The 16,043-nt window shown below is 35.5% G+C and carries 15 protein-coding genes; 9 read left to right on the top strand and 6 right to left on the bottom strand.

The window, feature by feature from the left end:
- Positions 1 to 281: 281 nt before the first annotated feature.
- Together ACYIAM_RS06230 and syd are read right to left on the bottom strand one after the other, a co-directional pair.
- Positions 282 to 1,457, bottom strand: coding sequence for an amino acid aminotransferase (locus ACYIAM_RS06230; RefSeq protein WP_174797515.1), 1,176 nt, complete (start codon positions 1,455 to 1,457; stop codon positions 282 to 284).
- A gap of 129 nt (positions 1,458 to 1,586) precedes the next feature.
- Positions 1,587 to 2,120, bottom strand: coding sequence for a SecY-interacting protein (gene syd / locus ACYIAM_RS06225; RefSeq protein WP_174797514.1), 534 nt, complete (start codon positions 2,118 to 2,120; stop codon positions 1,587 to 1,589).
- Positions 2,121 to 2,859: 739 nt separating this feature from the next.
- On the opposite strand from syd, the gene rne reads away from it, so the two are divergent.
- From rne to metA, 6 genes are all read left to right on the top strand, one after another.
- Positions 2,860 to 5,538, top strand: coding sequence for a ribonuclease E (gene rne / locus ACYIAM_RS06220; protein ID WP_483747644.1), 2,679 nt, complete (start codon positions 2,860 to 2,862; stop codon positions 5,536 to 5,538).
- Positions 5,539 to 5,609: 71 nt separating this feature from the next.
- Positions 5,610 to 6,545, top strand: a complete 936-nt coding sequence (locus tag ACYIAM_RS06215) for an ABC transporter permease subunit (protein WP_483747643.1) — start codon at positions 5,610 to 5,612, stop codon at positions 6,543 to 6,545.
- Positions 6,538 to 7,398 (top strand): ABC transporter permease subunit, encoded by an 861-nt coding sequence (locus ACYIAM_RS06210; protein WP_483747642.1) that lies wholly within the window; start codon positions 6,538 to 6,540, stop codon positions 7,396 to 7,398. Before ACYIAM_RS06215 ends, ACYIAM_RS06210 begins: the two co-directional genes overlap by 8 nt.
- Positions 7,399 to 7,400: 2 nt before the next feature.
- Positions 7,401 to 8,396 carry a peptide ABC transporter ATP-binding protein gene (locus tag ACYIAM_RS06205; protein WP_483747641.1) on the top strand — a complete coding sequence of 332 codons (996 nt, stop codon included), beginning with the start codon at positions 7,401 to 7,403 and terminating at the stop codon, positions 8,394 to 8,396.
- 15 nt (positions 8,397 to 8,411) lie between these two features.
- Entirely contained in the window at positions 8,412 to 9,224 is an 813-nt protein-coding gene (locus tag ACYIAM_RS06200) for a peptide ABC transporter ATP-binding protein (RefSeq protein WP_174797509.1), read from the top strand.
- Positions 9,225 to 9,435: 211 nt separating this feature from the next.
- Positions 9,436 to 10,368 carry a homoserine O-acetyltransferase MetA gene (gene metA, locus ACYIAM_RS06195; protein WP_174797508.1) on the top strand — a complete coding sequence of 311 codons (933 nt, stop codon included), beginning with the start codon at positions 9,436 to 9,438 and terminating at the stop codon, positions 10,366 to 10,368.
- Between the two features lie 222 nt (positions 10,369 to 10,590).
- On the opposite strand, the gene dtd is transcribed toward metA, so the two are convergent.
- The 4 genes from dtd to rpsT all read right to left on the bottom strand — a co-directional run bounded on the left by dtd (position 10,591) and on the right by rpsT (position 12,884).
- Complete coding sequence (dtd, locus tag ACYIAM_RS06190) at positions 10,591 to 11,025, bottom strand: D-aminoacyl-tRNA deacylase (protein ID WP_483747640.1); 435 nt, start codon at positions 11,023 to 11,025, stop codon at positions 10,591 to 10,593.
- Positions 11,026 to 11,032: 7 nt separating this feature from the next.
- Positions 11,033 to 11,902: a virulence factor BrkB family protein gene (locus tag ACYIAM_RS06185; RefSeq protein ID WP_483747639.1), complete on the bottom strand. Its 870-nt coding sequence runs from the start codon at positions 11,900 to 11,902 to the stop codon at positions 11,033 to 11,035.
- The gene (locus ACYIAM_RS06180; RefSeq protein WP_483747638.1) at positions 11,886 to 12,500 is read right to left on the bottom strand and encodes an SPOR domain-containing protein; all 615 of its coding nucleotides are present in this window, start codon (positions 12,498 to 12,500) and stop codon (positions 11,886 to 11,888) included. Before ACYIAM_RS06180 ends, ACYIAM_RS06185 begins: the two co-directional genes overlap by 17 nt.
- A gap of 120 nt (positions 12,501 to 12,620) precedes the next feature.
- Positions 12,621 to 12,884, bottom strand: coding sequence for a 30S ribosomal protein S20 (gene rpsT, locus ACYIAM_RS06175; protein ID WP_065638977.1), 264 nt, complete (start codon positions 12,882 to 12,884; stop codon positions 12,621 to 12,623).
- A gap of 224 nt (positions 12,885 to 13,108) precedes the next feature.
- On the opposite strand from rpsT, the gene pgk reads away from it, so the two are divergent.
- From pgk to rplK, 3 genes are all read left to right on the top strand, one after another.
- The gene (gene pgk, locus ACYIAM_RS06170) at positions 13,109 to 14,272 is read left to right on the top strand and encodes a phosphoglycerate kinase (RefSeq protein WP_483747637.1); all 1,164 of its coding nucleotides are present in this window, start codon (positions 13,109 to 13,111) and stop codon (positions 14,270 to 14,272) included.
- A 73-nt stretch (positions 14,273 to 14,345) separates the two neighbouring features.
- The gene (fbaA, locus tag ACYIAM_RS06165) at positions 14,346 to 15,425 is read left to right on the top strand and encodes a class II fructose-bisphosphate aldolase (RefSeq protein WP_483747636.1); all 1,080 of its coding nucleotides are present in this window, start codon (positions 14,346 to 14,348) and stop codon (positions 15,423 to 15,425) included.
- 186 nt (positions 15,426 to 15,611) lie between these two features.
- Entirely contained in the window at positions 15,612 to 16,040 is a 429-nt protein-coding gene (rplK, locus tag ACYIAM_RS06160; RefSeq protein WP_034884321.1) for a 50S ribosomal protein L11, read from the top strand.
- Positions 16,041 to 16,043 lie beyond the last annotated feature (3 nt).

Here is a 16,043-nt window from a genome sequence, read left to right as displayed (position 1 = left end):
TCTGGGATACGGCGTTATATCTATACATTACAGTCGCTTTTCAAATTACAGTAAACAACGCAAGTAATTCTTACAGTTTATCTTTTATATAGACAAGGGATTTGAAAAAATATCAAAAATAAAAAACAAATAAAATCAATGGTTTTTATGAATGCTTTTTAATAATCAAAATCATCTCAAATTTAAAAGACCAAAGAAAAACACTCTGGTTATTTGAGTGTTTTTCTTGTGACTTAAACAAATAGCATTAACAATATTCTGGTATTTGTTTATTACAATTTTTATAGCACTTGAACAATCGATTCGCAAAGTCTCGACATGTTATCTAAAGTCATACCTGCCACATTGATACGCCCTGAATTAACAATATAGATACCATAATCATGGCGTAATTTGAGCACCTGTTCTTCGTTCAAACCACTGAACGAGAACATACCGTTTTGTTTGGCGATGAAGCTAAAATCTTGATTAGCCCCTTTATCTTGTAATGTTTTTACAAATAGTTGCCGCATGCGGTGAATGCGTTGTCGCATACCAGTTAATTCATCGATCCACTCTTCTTTTAATTCTTCATTGTTTAAAATGTAAGAGACAATTTTAGCACCATGGGCAGGTGGATTAGAGTAATTAGCTCGAATAATTGTTTTGACTTGACTAAAGGCACGATCGGCAATTTCAGCATTTGCAGCAATTAACGTGAATGCGCCTACGCGTTCGTTATAGAGACCAAAATTTTTTGAATATGAGCTTGCAATCAGTAATTCAGGGTGGCTTTGCGTAAATAATCTTAATCCGTAAACGTCTTCTTCGACACCTGTTCCAAAGCCTTGATAAGCTAAATCAAATAGTGGTAACCAGCCATTTTTTAAGGCTAAATCCGAAATTGCTTGCCATTGTTCTGGGGTTGGATCGATACCCGTTGGGTTATGACAGCAGCCATGGAACAATACCGCTTCGCCAGCAACAACTTGGTTTAAGCTACTGATCATGGCATCAAAATCAAGAGTGTGTGTTTGTGCACTATAATAATGGTATTCACGGACTTCAAGGCCAGCAGCTTGAAATACACTACGGTGATTTGGCCAAGTTGGATTACTTACCCAAACACGTTTTACTTTGGTCCGGCGAGCTAAAAAATCCGCCATGATGCGTAAAGCCCCTGTTCCTCCAGGTGCTTGTGCGGTTCTTGCTCGTTCATTTTCGCGACCAAAAAGCAGAATTTGTGTTGCAAGATTGAAAGCGTTGACGCCATCAATAGCTAAGTAACTTTTGGTTGTTTCGTCATTTAATAAAAAATGTTCTGCTTTTTTCACACTTTCTAAAATAGGTGTTTTGGTGGTTTCATCTTTGTAAATACCAACACTTAAATTAATTTTATTGGTGCGTTCATCCTTATTATAAAGATCGGCTAACCCTAAAATGGGATCGGCTGGAGCTGCTGTTAAATATTCAAACATAATTCACCTATCTGATCTAATGACTTTCAACGCATTATATACACATTATTTTGTAAGATACAATTTTGATAATCGTTACTTTTGCAAAAGGTGTATACAAGTATTGTATTATTGCTAAACGACTATTGTTTAACATGTAACAATTAGCTTATCTAAAAAAGTGGTTAAATCGTGCGCTAGGATAGTTAATTCACCAGTAATCAAATCCTCTTTTACAATTTCGCCTGTTAAGTTATTGATGGCAATTATTTCGGTACTTTCATTCGTCGATGCGATAAAAATGGTTGGTATGCGTTTTAATTTTTTTTGTTGAGATAAATGAGCAATTAAATTTTGTTCTAACGTTGCAAAATCATCATCATTCCATGCTTGAATTAAGGTCAAATGGGTATTGGCAAATTGAGCTGTCATATTGCCAGCATATTGTGTGCCATAAAAAAAATGAGCGCAGGCGTGTAATGTGATGCCAATGACTTGTTCAGCAATTGTGAGATCTCTTGGTGGCTCCAATAAAAATGGTTGCCAATATACCGTAAGCTGTTGCGTTTTTAAAATGCAAGGCGAGGGGATAGCATGTAATTCTTCGCTTGCTGGTGCGAAGGTGAATTGGTTAATCCAACGAGTAGTAAAATTAAGTAAAGCGATTTTGTCTGTAGAGCTCATAAACAAATATATCTCATATTCAAATTATCATGTTATTTAATCGTCATTATACTGATTAAGTTTTGCTATGCATAATCGCATCAACGTTTTATTTTTGTGAATTGGGTAATTTATAAGAAAGCTTGTAAAGCTGTTTTAGGTAAATAGACGTTTTAGTATAAAAATTTAAGCAAATCAATTGAGTTATTTATTATGTGGGCACAACAGTTGAAAATGTGAAAAATGACCGCTTAACTGTTTGTAAAACAGCCAGTTTAATTTGCTTGCTATCCTTGGCTGAAACGTTAATAATAGAGAGGGATAATTTTATCCTTGTAATGCAGCAATGGCGTTAGACATTACAGTTTGTCAAAATAAAATAGCGTAAGTAGAATCATTATAATTAGATAATATGTTTATTTTAAACAATTACATAAAGATTTAGTTTGTTTGCCAAAATCAGTAAAATACTGTGGGTTGCAAATTAACCATGTTCATAGCGTCAATAAATTATACAATTAGGTTTTTTGTAAAGTATTTAGTGCTTTTTAATTTAATATTTTGCTTAATGTATTATATTGATGTGGTGTAAGCGGTATCGGATTCACATAAAATAATAACAAAAATAACATAAATAAAATAATGAATGCTGTATACGAATATTTAGTTAAGTACCATTATTCATCATTGTTAAAATAATCACTTATCAATAATAAGATTCTACCTACAGTTAATTAAGATTAATTAAGAGTGTAGAATAATGAAAAGAATGTTAATCAACGCAACCCAGCAAGAAGAGCTGCGTGTTGCGCTTGTTGATGGTCAGCGCTTATATGATTTAGATATCGAAAGCCTTGGTCATGAACAAAAGAAAGCCAATATTTATAAAGGTAAAATTACTAAAATCAATCCAAGCTTAGAAGCAGCTTTTGTTTCTTATGGTGGTGAACGTGATGGATTTTTACCTTTAAAAGAGATTGCGGAAAGCTATTTCCCATCTAATATTAGTGGTCGTCGTAGTATTAAACATCTACAAGAAGGTCAAGAAGTTCTTATCCAAATTGAAAAAGAGATTCGCGGCAAAAAAGGTGCAGCTTTAACAACCTATATCAGCTTAGCTGGTAGTTATTTAGTTTTGATGCCAAATGATCCTCGTGCTGGTGGCGTTTCGCGTCGTATAGAAGGTGAAGAACGAGCCGATCTTAAACGTATTATTGATGCTATCGAAAAACCTAAAGGTATGGGCGTGATAGCTCGAACCGCTGGGGTGGGTAAAAGCCAAGAAGAGTTACAACAAGATTTAGACGCATTAGTCAACTATTGGACTGCCATTCAAAATGAGGCCAAAAAGCATCCTGCGCCAAGTTTAATTCATAAAGAAAGCGATATTATTACGCGAGCATTTCGTGATTATTTGCGTGATGATGTCGGCGATATTTTAATTGATAATCCTAAAGTTCTTGAAATGGCTAAAAAACGATTAGCTGATTTAGGGCGTGTTGAGTACGTTAGTCGCTTAAAACTTTATGAAGGGGATGTTCCATTATTTAATCATTTCCAAATTGAAGGTCAAATTGAGTCGGCATTCCAGCGTGAAGTTCGCTTACCGTCTGGCGGTTCAATTGTGATTGATGCGACAGAAGCACTTACCGCTATTGATATTAATTCAGCTAAATCAATTCGTGGTAGCGATATTGAAGAAACCGCATTTAATACTAACCTTGAAGCAGCCGAAGAAATCGCGCGCCAACTGCGTTTACGCGATTTAGGTGGTTTGATTGTTATCGATTTTATTGATATGACACCAATTCGCAATCAGCGTGAAGTAGAAAATCGCCTTAAAGAAGCGATGAAGACTGACCGTGCGCGTATCCAAACGACCCGTATTTCTCGTTTTGGTTTGCTCGAAATGTCTCGCCAACGTTTAAGCCCGTCATTACGCGAAGCAACTCATCATATTTGTCCGCGTTGTCAAGGAACGGGTACGGTTCGTGATAGTAATTCATTGTCTTTATCGATTCTTCGATTAATTCAAGAAGAAGCGATGAAAGATAATACTGTACAAATCGATGTCATTGTTCCAGTACCAATAGCAAGCTATTTACTCAATGAAAAACGTCGCGCTATCACTAATATTGAAAGCATGCATCCTGATGTCAAAATTGTGATTGCCGGTGATGAAGAGATGGAAACACCGCTTTATAAAGTGATTCGTAAGCGTAGAGGCGAAGAAACGGATGTACTAAGTTATAATCTTCCAAAACTGATTCGTGAACTTGAAGAAGAGGAAGATGAACAGCAAGCTGTGGAAGTTATTGTTGAACAAGCCGTATTATCAGGTCCTAAAGTTGAAGCATGTGTAGCGCCAAAAGAAAAAGTCGAGCCAAAAACGAAAAAATCAGGCAGTTTGTTTAGTGGATTCTTTGGTAAGCTACGTAAATTGTTTGTGACAGAAAAACCAGAACCTCAACCAGAGGTTAAACCCAAAACGGTAAAAAGACGAGATAATCAACGTTCCAACAATCGACGTCAACGCAATAACAGAAACAATAATGTAGCAGGCAATACTGTAGGCTCTACAGAGGAGAGCAAAGAGTCAAGTCGAAATAATCGCCGAGCTAAACAAAATAATAATGCAAATACTCATTTGTCAAACTCAGAAAATAATATTAAGTCAGATAGAGTTGCGGGTGAAGCGGTACAACCGAAGCAACGTGAAGCGAAACCAAGACGCCAACAACGCGCTTTAACTAAAAGTGTTCGTGTCAAAAATGCTGATACTACGATGCAAGTTGAACAAGAAAGAGTCATTATTCCTTCTTTGTTATTACCAATTATTGTCTCTGAACCCTCTAAAGACACTATTATTTCGGAATCTCAACCGAAGCGTCAACGCCGTGCGTCAAGACATTTACGAATGAATGGTCAACGTAATAATAAACGCCGTGTTCGTAATGTCGACCTAAAACAGTCGCCAATGCCGTTACCATTTGCTGCTGCGTCATTAGAATTAGCCTTAGGTCGAGTTGCTGTTGATTACAGTCAAATAACGAATGACGAACCAAATATTGTGGTACCTGTCATCCCTTCACTTTTACTTCCTGTCATTGTTAAAAATGAAGCGAGCCTAAATGACGCTGTTATTGTGGATGATGCATCAAAAAGTTCGTCATTGATTGATGCTAAAGAAGATTTTCAAGGTAGTCAGCAAAATAGTCAGAATATTGATTTGGTCATTACTAATTCACAATCAATAGGTTATTCTTCTTCAGTAATGACTAAAGCACCCGCGCCAGAATATGTGACTTCTGCTATTGCCATAAAATCACGCGAAGAGTTAAATTATCGTTTTGAAGGTAAAGGTAATGCCGGTGGCCTAAGTGCTCAAGATCATGCTTATGCCGCAGCAAGTAAACCGGTGATTCCGGATAACCAATAAATAGATTAAAACGCGGTGATGTGATTATGTCGCCGTGTTTTATTTACTTATAATATCGATAAAGATAAACAATGATTATCTATATTTTCAAAAAAATAGTCACGTTTTTGTTTATTATCTGCGTGTTGGCTCAGATTAGCTTTTGTTTAGTCTATTTTACCCCTCATTCAGCGTTTAACTTTAACAACCTAAGTTTTATTGATGCCTACCGTGTTTTTTTTAAGCAGTTGCTACAAGGCCAATTCAGATTATTAACTGGTGAAACCGTCCCGTTTTTTCATACATTATTGGCTACATTTGAACTTTGTATTCTCGCGTTATTTGTTGCTTTACTGATTGGATTACCTTTGGGTATTTTTCTTGGGCTTAGTAATTTTACTTGGTTAAATAGTACGATTCGCTTAGGATCTTTATTATTATATTCTTGTCCTATTGTTATGTTTGTAATTATCGTCATGTATTGGTTATCACCAACTTGGTCGATATCGATGAATTTCGATGTGTCACCAGCAGTTGCCGGTACTTCGTTATTGGATATTTTTGTTTCATCAAAGACATTTCAATGGCAGGTATTATTTGAGCAGCTTCACTATTTGCTTTTGCCGATCATGATTTTAGCCATTCAACCAAGCATTATGACTATTCAATTAGTCAGTCAAAATGTAAAAAGTACCGCCCGGCAAAATTTTATCAAAATGGCAATTATTCGAGAACGATCACCATTTAAAATTTTACGTCGGCACTTATTACCTAATGCTATTCCTGCGACCATTCCACAATTGACGTATAATACGACAACACTGTTGTTTTCAACTATGGTTATTGAAATTTTATTTAATCGAGTAGGGCTAGGGCAATGGGTGATGATTGCTTATCACCATCATAATTATTTTATTATTTCTATTGCCATTCTAGCTTGTGGCACTGTTATCAGTTTATTAGCGCTATTAGGTGAAATTTCGGCAGTTGTTATTTATCCTTTGCGTCATAAGGAACATTATGTCTAGGCTAGCTAGGTTAATAAAAGGTCTAAAGTTAAGCTTTAGTCGGTTGCACAGCAATCTTTACTTAATTGTTGGCTTTTATGGCATATTGGCGATTACATTTGTAGCCTTATCAACTCAATGGTTTTTTCATGCTCATTTAAACCCTAGTTACCCGGCTTTATTGCCACCTGCTTGGTGGTCTAGTGGTGATATCAATCATATACTCGGTACTAACGCGAAAGGACAAGATATTTTTAATTATTTGTTAATTGGTTATCGTTCAACCATGTCAATGACATTAAAAGCAGTATTTTATGTGGTTGCCATTGGTGGGGTAATTAATTATTTAATGTTTTTTATATCATTTATACGCCCTTTTGTATTGTTTGTTTTTAAATTCTGTATGGTTGTACCTCCGTTACTTGGTGTGATTGTGATTAGCTTATTATTAAAAGATGATATTACCAATATGTTATTGGTGATTGGGTTATCTTATTCCCCACGCTTTATTTACAATATTCATCAACGTGTTATCAACGAATGGAATAAAACGTATATTACGGCCTATAGACTTGATGGACTATCTTCGTTTTCAATTTTAAATCATTATATTCTACCTAACATTTTACCTATTTATGTGACCGAAATTGTTTCCTTATTTGGATCGGTTATTTTGTCAGTTACTACAATAACTTTTTTAGGCTTTGCTAATGATGTTTCCCGACCGGATTTGGGAATGATGATGTTTCAAATGAAAGATATCATTGCTATTAATTATTTGGCCTTTTTATCTCCAGGAATTGCAGTTTCAGCTACAATTATTTTGGTGTATTTATTCAACTTTGGATTATATGGCCGGCGAGCAGGAACTTAATTATGGCATTATTAGATATTCGAAATTTAACTATTGAGTTTATTACGCCAGGGGGTCTTTTGCGTGCAATTGATCGGGTTAATTTGAAGTTGTCAGAAGGTGAAATACGAGGCTTGGTTGGTGAATCAGGCTCAGGAAAAAGCCTTATTGCTAAAGCTATTTTAGGGGTAACTAATCATAACTGGAAGATTTCAGCCGATCGTATTTATTTTAATGATATTGATTTACTTAAACTCACGCCGAGACAACGCCGAAAAGTGATTAGTGCCAATATCTCGATGATATTTCAAGAACCACAATCTTGTTTAGATCCCTCTATGAAAGTTGGGCAACAGTTAATCAGTGCAATTCCAAGAAGAACATTTAAAGGGCATTGGTGGCAGCGATTATTTTGGCGTAAACATCGAGCGATTGAGTTATTGCATCGGGTAGGAATTAAGAATCATAAGGAGATATTAAAGTCCTATCCATTTGAATTAACCGAAGGCGAATGTCAGAAAGTCATGATAGCTATTGCGTTGGCTAATCAGCCAAAGCTACTTATTGCTGATGAACCAACCAATGCAATGGAAGCCACTACCGAAGCACAAATTTTTAGGTTGCTCGCTAGTATGAATCAAAATATGGGGACTACTATCTTGCTTATCAGCCATGATTTGCAAATGGTAACCAGATGGACTGACCGTATCAATGTCCTATATTGTGGACAAACCGTTGAAGTTGCTAATAGCGAAGATTTAATTAAATCACCTTATCATCCTTATACTCAGGCGCTGATTTATGCAATCCCTGATTTTGGCAAAGCAATGCCACATAAAAGTCCGTTAAATACTTTACCCGGTGTGATTCCATCATTGGAGCATTTACCAATAGGCTGTCGATTAGGACCACGATGTCCTTATGCACAAAAAAAATGTATTCAAGCACCCGAATTACTACCGATAAAAGATCGTTCTGTTGCTTGCCATTTTCCGTTAAATATTGATGAGTTACCATAAATAATAGGCATAAAAATGAATCCAATATTAAAAGTACGTAACTTATCAAAGCAATTTAAAATAGCTAAAGGGCTTTTTGGTCATTTACAAATTAATGCGGTTAATCCAATATCATTTTCATTAAATGAAGGTAAGACTTTGGCGATTATTGGGCAGAATGGATCAGGAAAATCGACCTTGGCTAAAATGTTAGTTGGTATGATAAAACCCGATAGTGGTGATATCTGGATTGCTGGTAATAAAGTTGAATACGGCGATTATAGTCATCGTTGTCAACTGATTCGAATGATTTTTCAGCATGTTGAAAGTTCATTTGATCCAAGGCTGCGTATTGGACAATTGTTAGAAATTCCACTTAAATATAATACCAATTATGATGCTCATGAGCGTGAAAAGCTAATTAGTAGTGTATTAAAGCAAGTTGGATTATTGCCTGAGCATGCCTCTTATTATCCTTCTGTGATGGCAGCAGGTCAAAAGCAACGTGTAGCATTAGCAAGAGCTCTAATTTTAAAGCCTAAGGTCATTATTCTTGATGAGGCTTTGGCCGCGTTAGATATTTCGATGCGCTCGCAAATTGTTAATTTAATGCTGTCATTACAAGCTCAACAAAATATTTCTTATGTCTATGTAACACAAGATATTGGTATGATGAAACATATTAGTGATGATATTTTAGTTATGCACAATGGCGATCTTGTTGAGTCTGGCAATACTGCTGAAGTATTGGCTTCACCATTAAGTGATATTACCCAAAAATTGATAAATAGTTATTTTGGTGAGGCGTTGACTGCTGATACATGGCGGACTGATACGCGCACTTTTTAGCTCATAAACTTAGCTATTATTTGCATTTTAGCGTGTGAGGTAATGATCAATTTCTTTGGATTATGCACCTGTTTTTAATCTGATTATTATAATGATTTTGTTAAATAAAAAATCTCGACAAATAAACTAAAAGGCACTATATTTAGCTATATGGATTTCTAGACGTCTATTTTGTGTTAAAACTAATTTATCGTTTTTAGGAGCTTTTGTTATGCCTATTTGTATTCCTGACTCATTACCCGCTGTTGATGTGTTACGTAATGAAAATGTATTTGTTATGACCTCATCACGAGCTAATAATCAAGAAATTCGTCCACTAAAGCTTCTTTTTCTAAACCTCATGCCTAAAAAAATAGAGACTGAAAATCAATTTTTACGCTTACTTTCTAATTCATCTTTACAAGTTGATATTCAGTTATTGCGTATTGATCAACGTGAGTCAAAAAATACACCCGTTGAACATTTAAACAGTTTTTATTGTGATTTTGATGATATTCGTGAACAGAATTTTGATGGACTAATTATAACCGGTGCTCCACTAGGAAAAGTGGCTTTTTCAGATGTTGTATATTGGCCTAAATTAACCGAAATTATTGCTTGGGCAAAAGATCATGTCACCTCAACTATGTTTGTTTGCTGGGCGGTTCAAGCTGCATTAAATGTCTTATACGATTTACCTAAATTCACTCGAGCACATAAGTTATCAGGTGTTTATCAGCATCAAATTGTTCAACCTAATGCAATTTTAACGCGTGGTTTTGATGATACCTTTTTAGCACCTCATTCGCGTTATGCTGATTTCCCAATTGATAAAATTAGAAGTTACACAGATTTATCCATTTTAGCAACGTCTGATATTACAGGGCCTTACTTAATGGCAACTCCTGATAAACGTATGGCTTTTGTGACAGGGCATCCTGAATATGATTCATTTACATTAGCTAATGAATATTTTCGTGACTTGAAGGCAGGTATTAATCCAGATATCCCGTATAATTATTTTCCTGATAATAACCCCGATGTTGAGCCAAAAGCAACGTGGCGTAGCCATGCTTATCTATTATTTAGTAATTGGCTTAATTATTATGTTTATCAATTAACACCATATGATTTGACCACCCGTAATTTGACCATTGATGATTAATTCATCCACTGCTTTTTTCTATCTCATTATTGTCGGATGTGATAATTTTAGCGGATAACTTAATAGCCAATAATAATATTGATAATATTATTATTGGTGTGATATAAGGCTGAACTATGCTGATAGGCTTGATAAATAGGATTTCTGAATGTAACCAATAGTGGGTATAATAAATTGCAATAATTGATGACAGATGATCGGAATGCCTTTTCAGTTATAGAATCAAACTTGTAACCAAAATGTCACAGGACCATCATTAATTAATGATACTTGCATGTCGGCGGCAAATTCACCCGTTTGAGTGGTTATTTTTTGTTGACATTGCTTGACAAAAAACTGATAAAGTCTTTTTGCTTCATCAGGTTTAGCGCCTTTAGTAAAACTTGGGCGCATCCCTTTTTTGGTATCGGCAGCTAAAGTGAATTGAGACACAACTAATACTTCGCCATTAGCTTGGTTCACATTTAGATTCATTTTTCCGTCATTATCACTGAAAATGCGATAGCCTAATACTTTTTCACATAAACGAATTACTTTTTGTTCATCATCATCTTGCTCAACACCGAGTAAAATCAGCAACCCCTGATTAATCTGTCCAATAATGTTATTATCTACTGCAACACTTGCTTGTTTTACTCGTTGAATTAAGGCGATCATAAATTAATTACTCCGGTAAAGGGGGATTATCAACAACAGGCTTTTTTCGTCGATTATAGTCAGTTAAGGTTGCTGCAAACTCGGCACCGAACAAAACAATACACCAAGAAAAGTAGATCCAAACTAACATAATGGGAATGGATGATACTACACCGTAAATGATTTGATAAGTAGGGAATGAAGTAACATATAACGCAAATGCTCGTTTACCTAATTCAAATAATATTGCAGCGATAATAGCACCAATCATTGATTCTTTAAAAGGTACAGATTCGGTAGGAATAATGCTATAGAGTAACCAAAATCCAACCACAGAAATGAAAAATGGTAAACAATTAAGTAGTATATTACCCGTTGCTGCCGTTGATAGCCATTGCATTGAAAAGATGTAAGAGCTTACGGCCACACTAGATCCAACTAAAATAGGACCTAAGGTTAGTATCGTCCAATACATAGTTAGATTGTACATGAAAGCGCGTTTTCGTTTGGTTTTCCAGATATGATTAAGTGCTGTATTAATTGAGTTGATAAGCAATAGTGAGGTCACAATCAACCCTATTATGCCAACAAATGTCATTTGTTTAGTATTGGTGATGAATTGCTCTAGATAATTTTGGATAGTATCACTGGCGGTAGGGACAAGATTATTATAAATTAATTGTTTTAATGAATGACTAATTTCATTAAACATTGGAAACGCAGACAATAAAGAAAAAATAACGGTAATGAGTGGTACTAGTGCAAGTATCGTCGTATAAGCAAGTCCTGCAGAAGAGGTTGTTAGACGATCTTGGTTAATACGAGTCCATAACATTTTCGTAAAAAGTTGTATTTGCTGAAGTGCTTTCATTGTCTTTTTTCTAGTTAGAAATAACACAATCATTAATCCCATTACTATTTAATGAGTTTAATACCTTATTTGCTTCTTGTTTACTGCTATATGGCCCTACTGTGACTCGATATAATTGACCTGAAGATATATTGCCACTAAAGCCTGTCATTGCAAGTTTAGCTTTTAGTGTATCAGCATTGGATTTATCCTTAAATGCGCCACATTGTAGTAGCCATTTAGTCATAGTTTGTGATGTGGCATTTGATGACTGATTTTTCGTCGCTGTATTTTCTTGCGAGGAAGGTGTAATTGTACGAGTGCTATTGACAAAGCTATCTAAGATTTGTTGTCTTTCTCTAGCAATTGAACTTGATGTGGAACCATAGTTTGCATTAGGCGTTTCTAATTCTTTAAGATATGTCCAACGCTCTTGGGGTTGTTCGGGTAATGTTATCACTGGAGGCTGAGTTTTTGCTTTTGGTGGTTTAACATTTTTTTTAGGGGCATTATTCACAACAAAATAGAGAATCGCGGAAAATAGAATAATGACAATAATCGCCAAGAATATCATCAAATTAGGCTTGTTTCGTGACTTATTTTTTTTAGGTTGGCTCTTTTTTCTCACATAATCACACTGAACCACAATAGACTCTCTTCTATTATTTTATTAACATTGCATAAACGTTTAGTATACAAATAAAAAAAGTGGCTTACACCACTTTTTGTCATTTTCTTTAACTATGATAGTTAACAGATAAAACTATTAAGCTAATGCTTTAATGTGTTTAATTAAATTCGCTTTATGACGTGCTGCTTTATTTTTGTGGATTAAGCCACGAGCCGCTTGACGGTCAACAACTGCTTGCATGTCTTTGAATGCTACTTCAGCTGTTTGTTTATCACCAGCTGCAACAGCGGCGTAAACTTTTTTAATATAAGTACGCATCATTGAACGGTTACTAGCATTATGTTTACGACGTTTTTCGGATTGAACCGCACGTTTCTTAGCTGATTTGATATTAGCCAAAGTCAACTCCCAAGTTTATATAAAAATTACATATTAATAAGGTGGCAAAATATGCCTGATTTTCTCTCTTTTGTCAATGCTGTTGCATAAAAAATATGATCGGTAATTTTTATCTCTATAATAAATGTTTACTATTCGACCAATAAAGCCTATAACCTAAAAAGAAATTTTATGTTAGAATATCGAAAGTTTTATTTTTATTCTATTTTATAAGAGGAAGTATCATGTCTATTATTAGAATGCAAGATCTTGATCTAAAAGGAAAACGTTTATTCATTCGCTCAGATCTTAATGTGCCGGTTAAAAATGGTAAGGTCACTTCCGATGCGCGTATCAAAGCATCATTACCTACTATTGAAGATGCCATCAAAAAAGGTGCTAAGGTAATGGTTACCTCTCATATCGGTCGACCAATAGAAGGCGAATATAACCCTGATTTCTCTTTACAACCTGTTGTTGATTATTTAAAAGAGCATGTGTCATTCCCTGTTCGTTTAGTAAAAGATTACCTAGATGGTGTTGATGTTAAAGAAGGTGAATTAGTTATTCTTGAAAACGTCCGTTTTAATGTTGGCGAAAGCAAAGATGATGAAACTTTATCTAAAAAATATGCCGCTCTTTGTGATATTTATGTGATGGATGCATTTGGTACTGCTCACCGCGCTCAGGCATCTACTCATGGTGCGGGTAAATTTGCTCCAGTTGCTTGTGCCGGACCATTACTAGCGGCAGAACTTGATGCTTTAGGTAAAGCCCTTGATAATCCTGCTCGCCCAATGGTTGCTATTGTTGCTGGTTCAAAAGTATCAACTAAATTAACTGTGCTTGATTCGCTATCAAAAATTGCTGACCAAATTATTGTGGGCGGTGGTATTGCGAACACCTTTATTGCCGCAGAAGGTTATAATGTAGGTAAATCTCTTTATGAAGCAGACTTAATCCCAGAAGCTAAAAAATTAATGGCTAATTGTGAAATTCCAGTTCCAACCGATGTGCGTGTTGCAACTGAATTTAGTGAAACAGCAGTAGCTACTGAAAAATCAGTTCAAGATGTTAAAGAAAATGAACAAATTCTTGATTTAGGTGATAAATCGGCAGAGGTATTAGCAAATATCATCAAAAATGCAAAAACCATTTTATGGAATGGCCCTGTCGGTGTTTTTGAATTTGCTAACTTCCGTCGTGGAACTGAAATTGTTGCCAAAGCGATTGCTGATAGCGAAGGATTTTCAATCGCTGGTGGTGGTGATACATTAGCTGCAATTGATCTATTTGGTATTGAAGACAAGATTTCTTATATTTCAACTGGTGGCGGTGCTTTCCTTGAGTTTGTTGAAGGTAAAAAGCTACCTGCTGTTGCAATGTTGGAAGCGAGAGCGAAAGCGTAGTATTTAAGTTCAGTAAAAGGATGAGTCAATTACTCATCCTTTAATTTTTTTAAATAAATTTATAGGTAATAAAATGGCTACTAAGATTTCTGATGTTGTTAAACCTGGTGTTGTGACTGGTGATGATGTTCAAAAAGTGTTTCAAATCGCTCGCGATAATAACTTTGCATTACCAGCAGTAAACTGTGTTGATACAAATACAATCAATGCGGTTATTGAAACTGCTGCTAAAGTTGGATCACCAGTCATTGTTCAATTTTCAAATGGTGGCGCTCAGTTTATTGCAGGTAAAGGTCTAAAACTTGAAGGACAAGAATGTGCAGTCTTAGGTGCGATTTCTGGTGCAAAACATGTTCACCTTATGGCTGAAAAGTATGGTGTGCCAGTTATTGTACATACTGATCATTGTGCTAAAAAATTACTACCATGGGTGGATGGATTACTTGATGCTGGTGAAACGCACTTTGCAAAAACAGGTAAACCACTGTTTTCTTCCCATATGATTGATCTTTCAGAAGAGTCACTAAAAGATAACATTGATATTTGTTGTCAATATCTTGCTCGTATGTCTGCAATGAAAATGACATTGGAGTTAGAATTAGGATGTACTGGCGGCGAAGAAGATGGTGTTGATAATAGTCATATGGATAGCTCAGCGCTTTATACTCAACCAGAAGATGTGGCTTATGCTTATGAGCGTTTAAGTGCCATTAGTCCTCGTTTTACTATTGCTGCGTCATTTGGTAATGTGCATGGTGTTTATAAACCAGGTAATGTTAAATTAACACCAAAAATTCTAGATAACTCACAAAAATATATATCAGAAAAGTTTAATTTACCTGCAAAATCATTGAATTTTGTTTTCCATGGCGGTTCAGGTTCAACGCCAGAAGAAATTGCTGAAGCAGTCAGTTATGGTGTAATCAAAATGAATATTGATACAGATACCCAATGGGCTAACTGGGCAGGTGTTTTAGATTACTACAAAGCAAATGAGGCATATTTACAAGGTCAATTAGGCAATCCAGAAGGTATTGATGCTCCAAATAAAAAATACTACGATCCGCGTGTATGGCTACGCAAAGGTCAAGATTCTTTAATTGCTCGTTTAGAACTTGCATTCAAAGAGCTTAACGCAGTTAACGTTCTTTAACATTATTGGTATTAAGACTAAAAGCAAGGTATTAGCCTTGCTTTTAATTTATCCATTCTTAAATAAATCTTGCTTTTTTATTTGGGTTATAGGATAATCTTGCCCTCATTTAACTTAGGGGAGCTGTCTATTTATTAATAGTTATTATTAATAGAGGCGTTTGCACCCGAGCAAAGGAAACTAAAAATGGCAAAAAAAGTACAAGCTTACATCAAGTTGCAAGTTGCAGCTGGTGCAGCGAATCCTAGTCCACCAGTTGGTCCAGCTCTTGGTCAACACGGTGTTAATATCATGGAATTCTGTAAAGCGTTTAATGCAAAAACAGAAAGCATGGAAAAAGGATTACCAATCCCTGTTGTAATTACAGTATATTCAGACCGTTCATTTACATTTGTAACTAAAACGCCTCCAGCTGCAGTTTTATTAAAGAAAGCTGCTAAAATCAAATCTGGTTCAGGCGAACCTAACAAGAAGAAGGTAGGTAAAGTGACAAGTGCACAAATTCGCGAAATCGCTGAATTAAAAGCTGCAGATATGAATGGTGCTACCATTGAAACGATGATGCGTTCTATTGAAGGAACAGCTCGTTCAATGGGTTTGGAAGTGGAGGGTTAATCA

Source organism: Gilliamella sp. X-60 (genome assembly GCF_057063585.1).
The sequence above is the reverse complement of the archived record's forward strand: the minus strand, read 5'-3'. Positions and strand labels throughout refer to the sequence as shown.

Coding starts and splice junctions, on each gene's coding strand:
- ACYIAM_RS06230 (WP_174797515.1), bottom strand. CDS start 1,457: ATGTTTGAATATTTAACAGCAGCTCCAGCCGATCCCATTTTAGGGTTA.
- syd (WP_174797514.1), bottom strand. CDS start 2,120: ATGAGCTCTACAGACAAAATCGCTTTACTTAATTTTACTACTCGTTGG.
- rne (WP_483747644.1), top strand. CDS start 2,860: ATGAAAAGAATGTTAATCAACGCAACCCAGCAAGAAGAGCTGCGTGTT.
- ACYIAM_RS06215 (WP_483747643.1), top strand. CDS start 5,610: ATGATTATCTATATTTTCAAAAAAATAGTCACGTTTTTGTTTATTATC.
- ACYIAM_RS06210 (WP_483747642.1), top strand. CDS start 6,538: ATGTCTAGGCTAGCTAGGTTAATAAAAGGTCTAAAGTTAAGCTTTAGT.
- ACYIAM_RS06205 (WP_483747641.1), top strand. CDS start 7,401: ATGGCATTATTAGATATTCGAAATTTAACTATTGAGTTTATTACGCCA.
- ACYIAM_RS06200 (WP_174797509.1), top strand. CDS start 8,412: ATGAATCCAATATTAAAAGTACGTAACTTATCAAAGCAATTTAAAATA.
- metA (WP_174797508.1), top strand. CDS start 9,436: ATGCCTATTTGTATTCCTGACTCATTACCCGCTGTTGATGTGTTACGT.
- dtd (WP_483747640.1), bottom strand. CDS start 11,025: ATGATCGCCTTAATTCAACGAGTAAAACAAGCAAGTGTTGCAGTAGAT.
- pgk (WP_483747637.1), top strand. CDS start 13,109: ATGTCTATTATTAGAATGCAAGATCTTGATCTAAAAGGAAAACGTTTA.
- fbaA (WP_483747636.1), top strand. CDS start 14,346: ATGGCTACTAAGATTTCTGATGTTGTTAAACCTGGTGTTGTGACTGGT.
- rplK (WP_034884321.1), top strand. CDS start 15,612: ATGGCAAAAAAAGTACAAGCTTACATCAAGTTGCAAGTTGCAGCTGGT.